Below are 4940 nucleotides of genomic sequence, written 5' to 3'. Positions count from 1 at the left end.
TAAGCCCGATATGAGCCCCGACGCGCTTCGCGGCCACGAAGGCCTCAATCTTGGGTACAGCTATTAGTTCGCCGGCTTGGGCAAGCTGTTCAGCTATGCCAAGACCCGGCGTCGGCTTGCGCCAACCGCTCTGTGTCATGCCTGTATTTCACCTCCGTGGTTTAAGGAGGCAAAAGAATTCCATTCGCCAAAACGACGTTCTTTCGTTGACAGTGATTCGCGGGAGCGGTATCCAGTAGGTGTCTAATCTAATCGGATAAGCTCTCGGGCCGGATCGGCTTGGGGGCTTTTCTTTTGCCTCAGGTCATGATGTCGATGTCTCCTCAGTTTTTCTGAGAAACTCCGCGTAGAGTTCATCGAGGTTCTCAGAGAGAAACTCTCCGAATACCGCGGAATCTTTGGAAGTCAGCGAGATGTTATAGGCTCGGCCAGCGCGGCCAATCACCCCCTTGATTCGCCCCCCCCCGGCCGTCCAGGTGCGTTTGACAGGCGCAGCCTTGGTGTTGCGGCGCTTGGGCGCCCTGCCCACCTCCGCCACCTTGCTGTGCAAGGTCTCAAACTTCTTATCGCTGTCGAGATGATCAAAACCTTCCGTTTTGAGAATATGATCGGCGACCTTGAGGTTGGCCTTCTCCGTCATGAGCTTTTTGAAATCTTCCCAACGGTCCCGGCCGATCTGCTTGGCCGGGCCGATGGCCTCAATCACGTGGCTCGGCACGGTGCTCGTGACCGAAAGCATTCGCGACAGGAGCGTCCCGTCGATCGTCAGCGCCTGCTGGATGACATCCTTTTCTTGGCCAAGACTGCGAAGGTTCTTGGCGAAGAGCGCCTTCTCGATGAAGGAGAGGTCAGCGCGCGCGGTGTTTTCCTGGCCTTGGGCCAGGACGTGCGCGACGTCATCCATCTCCTTAACTACGGCACGGACCCGGCGCCCCAAGGCGCGTGCGGCCCGCACGCGGCGATGACCGAAGACTACCATGTAACGACTTGGCACTTCAGGGTGTGGGCGCAATAGGACGGGCGTGTCCTGTCCGCTGACCGAGATAGATTGCTTTAGCTCTTCGAACGCCTCGTCATCGCCGCTGAGTCGATCATTGACGAAGGATGCATCGATAAGGTCGGTGTCGATCTCTACGATGGTTTCACCCTCAAGCAGCCGCTTGGAGTTTTCGGCCAGGCTGTCGATGGAAACCTTCATGGACTTCGACGCACCGCGCATCGCGTAGCTTGAGCGTTCCGCACCGTGCTTGGCCTGGCTTGCATCGCCCATCACGGATTTTAGTAGGTCTTTCCTGGCCATCTAACCCTCCCGAGCTCGATCTGGAGATTTACATCTGCACGGCTGTCAAAACCGATCTGCGCGGCTGTCAAAATCATGGGACTTCGCGCCCCCATGCTTGATGGATGAGCCCCGCAATCTCGTCATTCACGGCATTCAAGGATGCGATGGCGCGATCATAGGTCGAGCGAACGAACTGAGCGCGTTCAACCTCATAGAGTGTCTGTTTCGTAATCCCTGCATCGGAGATCGCCGTCGACTTTAGCATATGAGCTTCAAGCATTTGGTCGGGGAACATAGCCTGCAAGAAACCAACCATTTGCTTCTGGGGACCATCAGTCGGCTCGAAACGTGTAACGAGATACCGGAACCACTTCAGCTTCATCTCAGCACCGGCCTCGCGAATTGTCTGAAGGATACCACCGAGCATTAGGAGAAATTGGCTCATCGACATGACGTCAAGCATTTGCGGGTGAACGGTCACGAGCACCGAGGAAGACGCAGTGAGTGCAGTTAGAGTCAAATATCCAAGCTGAGGAGGGCAGTCGATCACTACGATATCGTATCGATCGTCGACCTCCTCAAGCGCCTTAGAGATGCGGGTGAAGAAGGCACGCCCCTCTGACGGATCACGGCTCGTGAGGGCTACGGGTGTGTCATACTCGTATTCTTGCAGATCAAGGCTCGCTGGTACGATATCAAGGTTCGGGAAGTTTGTGGGGCGAATGACAGAATTGATGGGCCGGCGTTCTTCGTCGTAGCGCAGCGTCTCGTACAGCGATAAAACAGAGTCCAACTCCGGCTGAATGCCATGCAGGGCTGTAAGAGATGCTTGCGGATCGAGATCGATTGCAAGGACGCGGTGCCCCTTCAAGGCGAGGTGCTGAGCGAGATGTGACGCCGTTGTGGTCTTTCCGCTACCACCCTTGAAGTTCACCACCGAGATGACGTGAAGATCTTCGTCCTCGGCTCGATGGGGGAGGTATCGGCGCTTGCCGGGGCGGCCATGCTGATCGAGGTAAGCACGCAACTCGATCATCTGCTGTGCGGAATACGACCTGCGACCCGAGGAAGAGGTTTCAGGCTCGGGACCTTTGCCTTCCAGATGAAGCTTTTTGATCGTGGATTGGGTCACACCGAGGTAGTAGGCGACCTCAGCCAAAGAAAACTGGCGCAAACCCTTCTGAGCGTCGGGTGGATACTGCTCCTGACGCAATATATTGAGTCTGTCAGAGATCAGCTCTCCTTGTTGGAGGATGATCTCATCGAAGGGAGTGTCCGCTTCATTACCATAGAACACTGCTGCTGCCATACTACCGCCTCGTCAAATATCGCTTTTTGTGCGATTTCTATAGTTAAACTGTGACTTAACCCGAGATCGGTCATTTCACAACGGTTTTCTGATCTGGCCGACTTTAGCTCAAGGATGGAAGGAGCTCTTGTAGGCGCCACCACAGAACGCCCCTGAAGCAATATCCTCTACCACATGTAGATGCGTCGGAAGGATGGGTTTCGACTTCAGATCTAAAGAGCTCACGGAAAATTCTAATTAGATTGTTGATTATTCTCTGTTTTTTGAGATCTGCACGGCTGTCAAAACGATCTACCGCAACTGTGTTGTTGCGATCGCGTAGCTCATCTACATACGCCAGACAGCTGAGGCGAAGACGGCTTTGGGTATGGTCCCAACCGATGCTCTGAGAGTGAAGCGTAATGGTCGCAGGCGCAACTCGCCACGCACAAAAAGTCTCTCGGACGAGAATCAGTTGAACCGATTCTCCCGAGATGGATCGTTGAGCTGGCCGAATGCCCCACACCTCTCCAAGAGATTGCAAGGCATGCGAAGGCAAAGCTTCGGCTTCGACCTCTAGCAGCGTCTTGGCGGCGTGAGGTCGTAGTGCCTCTTGCTTTGGCTTTTCATCGAGAAGCCACGGCCTCGCACACTCATACCTCGGAAAAAGGCGCCCCTGACGGTCACAATCTGGCACCTTTGAACTTCATACTGCAGATCGCGGTCCCTTTATCTAAAGCGTCCGACTATTAGCCTGAGACATACCCTGCGGCCTTGAAGGAGTTCCAGCACTCTTGTGATGTGTCGAGATCGCAGATTTCTGACAGAGCATCGAACATTTCCGTGAAGGTTCGAACCCCGATCCTGCGCAGGTGCTCCTTGAGTTTCGAGAACGCCATCTCAATGGGGTTCAGGTCTGGGCTGTACGGCGGCAAGAACAGGAACCAGCAACCAGCTTTTCGCATGGCTTCGGCAGCAGCCACATCCTTGTGCGTGGCCAAGTTGTCCAGAATGACAACAGTGCCCGGTTCCAATTCCGGCACCAGGACCTGCTCGGCGTAGGTTGCAAAGGCTTCGCCATCCATCGCGCCCTTGATGATCCAGGGTGCGATCAATGCCTCTGCGCTGAGGCCCGCGATGAAGGTCTGCGTGCCCCATGATCCAACCCGTGGCGCACATATGCTTTTACGACACAGAGGAGGCAGCTTCGCGTCCGACGACGGCCGTAGGCAGGGGCCATTAATGATCCGCAGCACATCTTCCCAGACCATATCAGGTCGAAGTCGTCGGACGTGGGGCACCCAGTCCTGAGCCGTCTCGTTCAACCGCTGCATGTAGCCGTCTTGCAGCACCTTGGCGCGTTCCCAGATCAGGGCTCGCACGAATTCGGCTGCCGCGCCCAAGACCTGCAGGGTGAACTTGCCCGCGGAGGGGTGGCGTGTCGATCGGGTCCATGAGCGAGGGGAAGAAGCCATCTTCCGCCTCCCGCAGATCGCAAGGCCTCAGACTGGGGCAGAGGGGTCTGATCCTCTGCGGAGACGCCCGCATAGCCTATCAGGGGCAAGAAAACCCGCCGTTTCCAATTTCATATACCGTTAATAAACGACCATTTGGAGACGACGATGCAAAGCTCCACAGCATTGACCGAGCTCCCCGATTGGCATATATCGCCAGCGAGGAGATGCGACCATGGTCACACGCAACGTTGTCCTGACCGAAACCCAAGACCAGTTGATTCAAGCATTGGTCTCGTCCGGGCGATATCAGAACGTGAGCGAGGCCATGCGAGCGGGATTGAGATTGCTCGAACAGGAAGAGGCGCAGCTGGCCGGCATTCGGGGCGGGCTTTTCGAAGGTCTTCAACAGGCGGAACGTGGCGATTTGGCTGAAGGAAGTGGGGCGGATGCGGTTCGTCGGGCTTTCGCGAGGGCGCGGACAACGTCATGAAGCGATCTTTTTGGCTGACGCGCCGTGCGGAAGACAGCCTTGTTGAGATCGCCCGCTGGACTATCGAGAGATTTGGGATCCGTCAGGCACACATTTACGAAGCTGAGTTGCTCACCCGTTGCGAAGCGATCGTAAATGGGCAGGCGCACAGTAGGAGTTGCTCCATCCTGGTCGATGATGCTGCGGACTTACGGTATCTCAGAGCAGCGGAGCATTTCCTGATTTTCCTGGATCGACCCGAGGAAGTCATCATCGTCGATGTTCTGCATTCCCGTAGCGATCTGCCGCGCCACATCACGGCGCTGACAACACTCAGAAGCAACGAAACCTGATCTTTTCATAGTCCCGCAGCCTTGGTCAGGTTCACGCGGAACCGGTCCCGGCGGCGCTGATACTTTCGCGTCATCTCCGCGGATGCATGGC

5 protein-coding genes and 2 pseudogenes are annotated in these 4940 nt (G+C 56.0%); 2 read left to right on the top strand and 5 right to left on the bottom strand.

The features are described from left to right. The 5 genes and pseudogenes from GTF44_RS22720 to GTF44_RS22025 all read right to left on the bottom strand — a co-directional run. Nucleotides 1-139 (bottom strand): annotated as a pseudogene (locus GTF44_RS22720) (replication protein C); the annotation flags it as partial. 165 nt (nucleotides 140-304) lie between these two features. Next, complete coding sequence (repB, locus tag GTF44_RS21735; protein WP_171563481.1) at nucleotides 305-1300, bottom strand: plasmid partitioning protein RepB; 996 nt, start codon at nucleotides 1298-1300, stop codon at nucleotides 305-307. Between the two features lie 73 nt (nucleotides 1301-1373). Next, nucleotides 1374-2591, bottom strand: a complete 1218-nt coding sequence (gene repA, locus GTF44_RS21730) for a plasmid partitioning protein RepA (protein ID WP_171563479.1) — start codon at nucleotides 2589-2591, stop codon at nucleotides 1374-1376. A 728-nt stretch (nucleotides 2592-3319) separates the two neighbouring features. Next, nucleotides 3320-3751: a transposase gene (locus GTF44_RS22030; protein WP_367383449.1), complete on the bottom strand. Its 432-nt coding sequence runs from the start codon at nucleotides 3749-3751 to the stop codon at nucleotides 3320-3322. Then, nucleotides 3736-4134 (bottom strand): annotated as a pseudogene (locus GTF44_RS22025) (hypothetical protein); the annotation flags it as partial. The pseudogene GTF44_RS22025 and the gene GTF44_RS22030, both read right to left, overlap by 16 nt. Before the next feature lie 125 nt (nucleotides 4135-4259). On the opposite strand from GTF44_RS22025, the gene GTF44_RS21720 reads away from it, so the two are divergent. Both GTF44_RS21720 and GTF44_RS21715 read left to right on the top strand, forming a co-directional pair. Then, on the top strand, nucleotides 4260-4517 hold the full coding sequence (locus tag GTF44_RS21720) for a type II toxin-antitoxin system ParD family antitoxin (protein WP_171563476.1): 258 nt from the start codon (nucleotides 4260-4262) through the stop codon (nucleotides 4515-4517). After that, entirely contained in the window at nucleotides 4514-4849 is a 336-nt protein-coding gene (locus GTF44_RS21715; RefSeq protein WP_171563474.1) for a type II toxin-antitoxin system RelE/ParE family toxin, read from the top strand. Before GTF44_RS21720 ends, GTF44_RS21715 begins: the two co-directional genes overlap by 4 nt. The last annotated feature ends 91 nt before the right edge of the window (nucleotides 4850-4940 follow it).

Origin of the sequence: Roseobacter sp. HKCCD6576-2 (assembly GCF_013179285.1) — a bacterium.
GTDB classification, from domain to species: Bacteria; Pseudomonadota; Alphaproteobacteria; order Rhodobacterales; family Rhodobacteraceae; genus Rhodophyticola; species Rhodophyticola oceani.
Note: the sequence above shows the minus strand (reverse complement) of the source record. Positions and strands in the feature narration are given on the sequence as shown.

Coding starts and splice junctions, on each gene's coding strand:
- repB (WP_171563481.1), bottom strand. CDS start 1,300: ATGGCCAGGAAAGACCTACTAAAATCCGTGATGGGCGATGCAAGCCAG.
- GTF44_RS21720 (WP_171563476.1), top strand. CDS start 4,260: ATGGTCACACGCAACGTTGTCCTGACCGAAACCCAAGACCAGTTGATT.
- repA (WP_171563479.1), bottom strand. CDS start 2,591: ATGGCAGCAGCAGTGTTCTATGGTAATGAAGCGGACACTCCCTTCGAT.
- GTF44_RS21715 (WP_171563474.1), top strand. CDS start 4,514: ATGAAGCGATCTTTTTGGCTGACGCGCCGTGCGGAAGACAGCCTTGTT.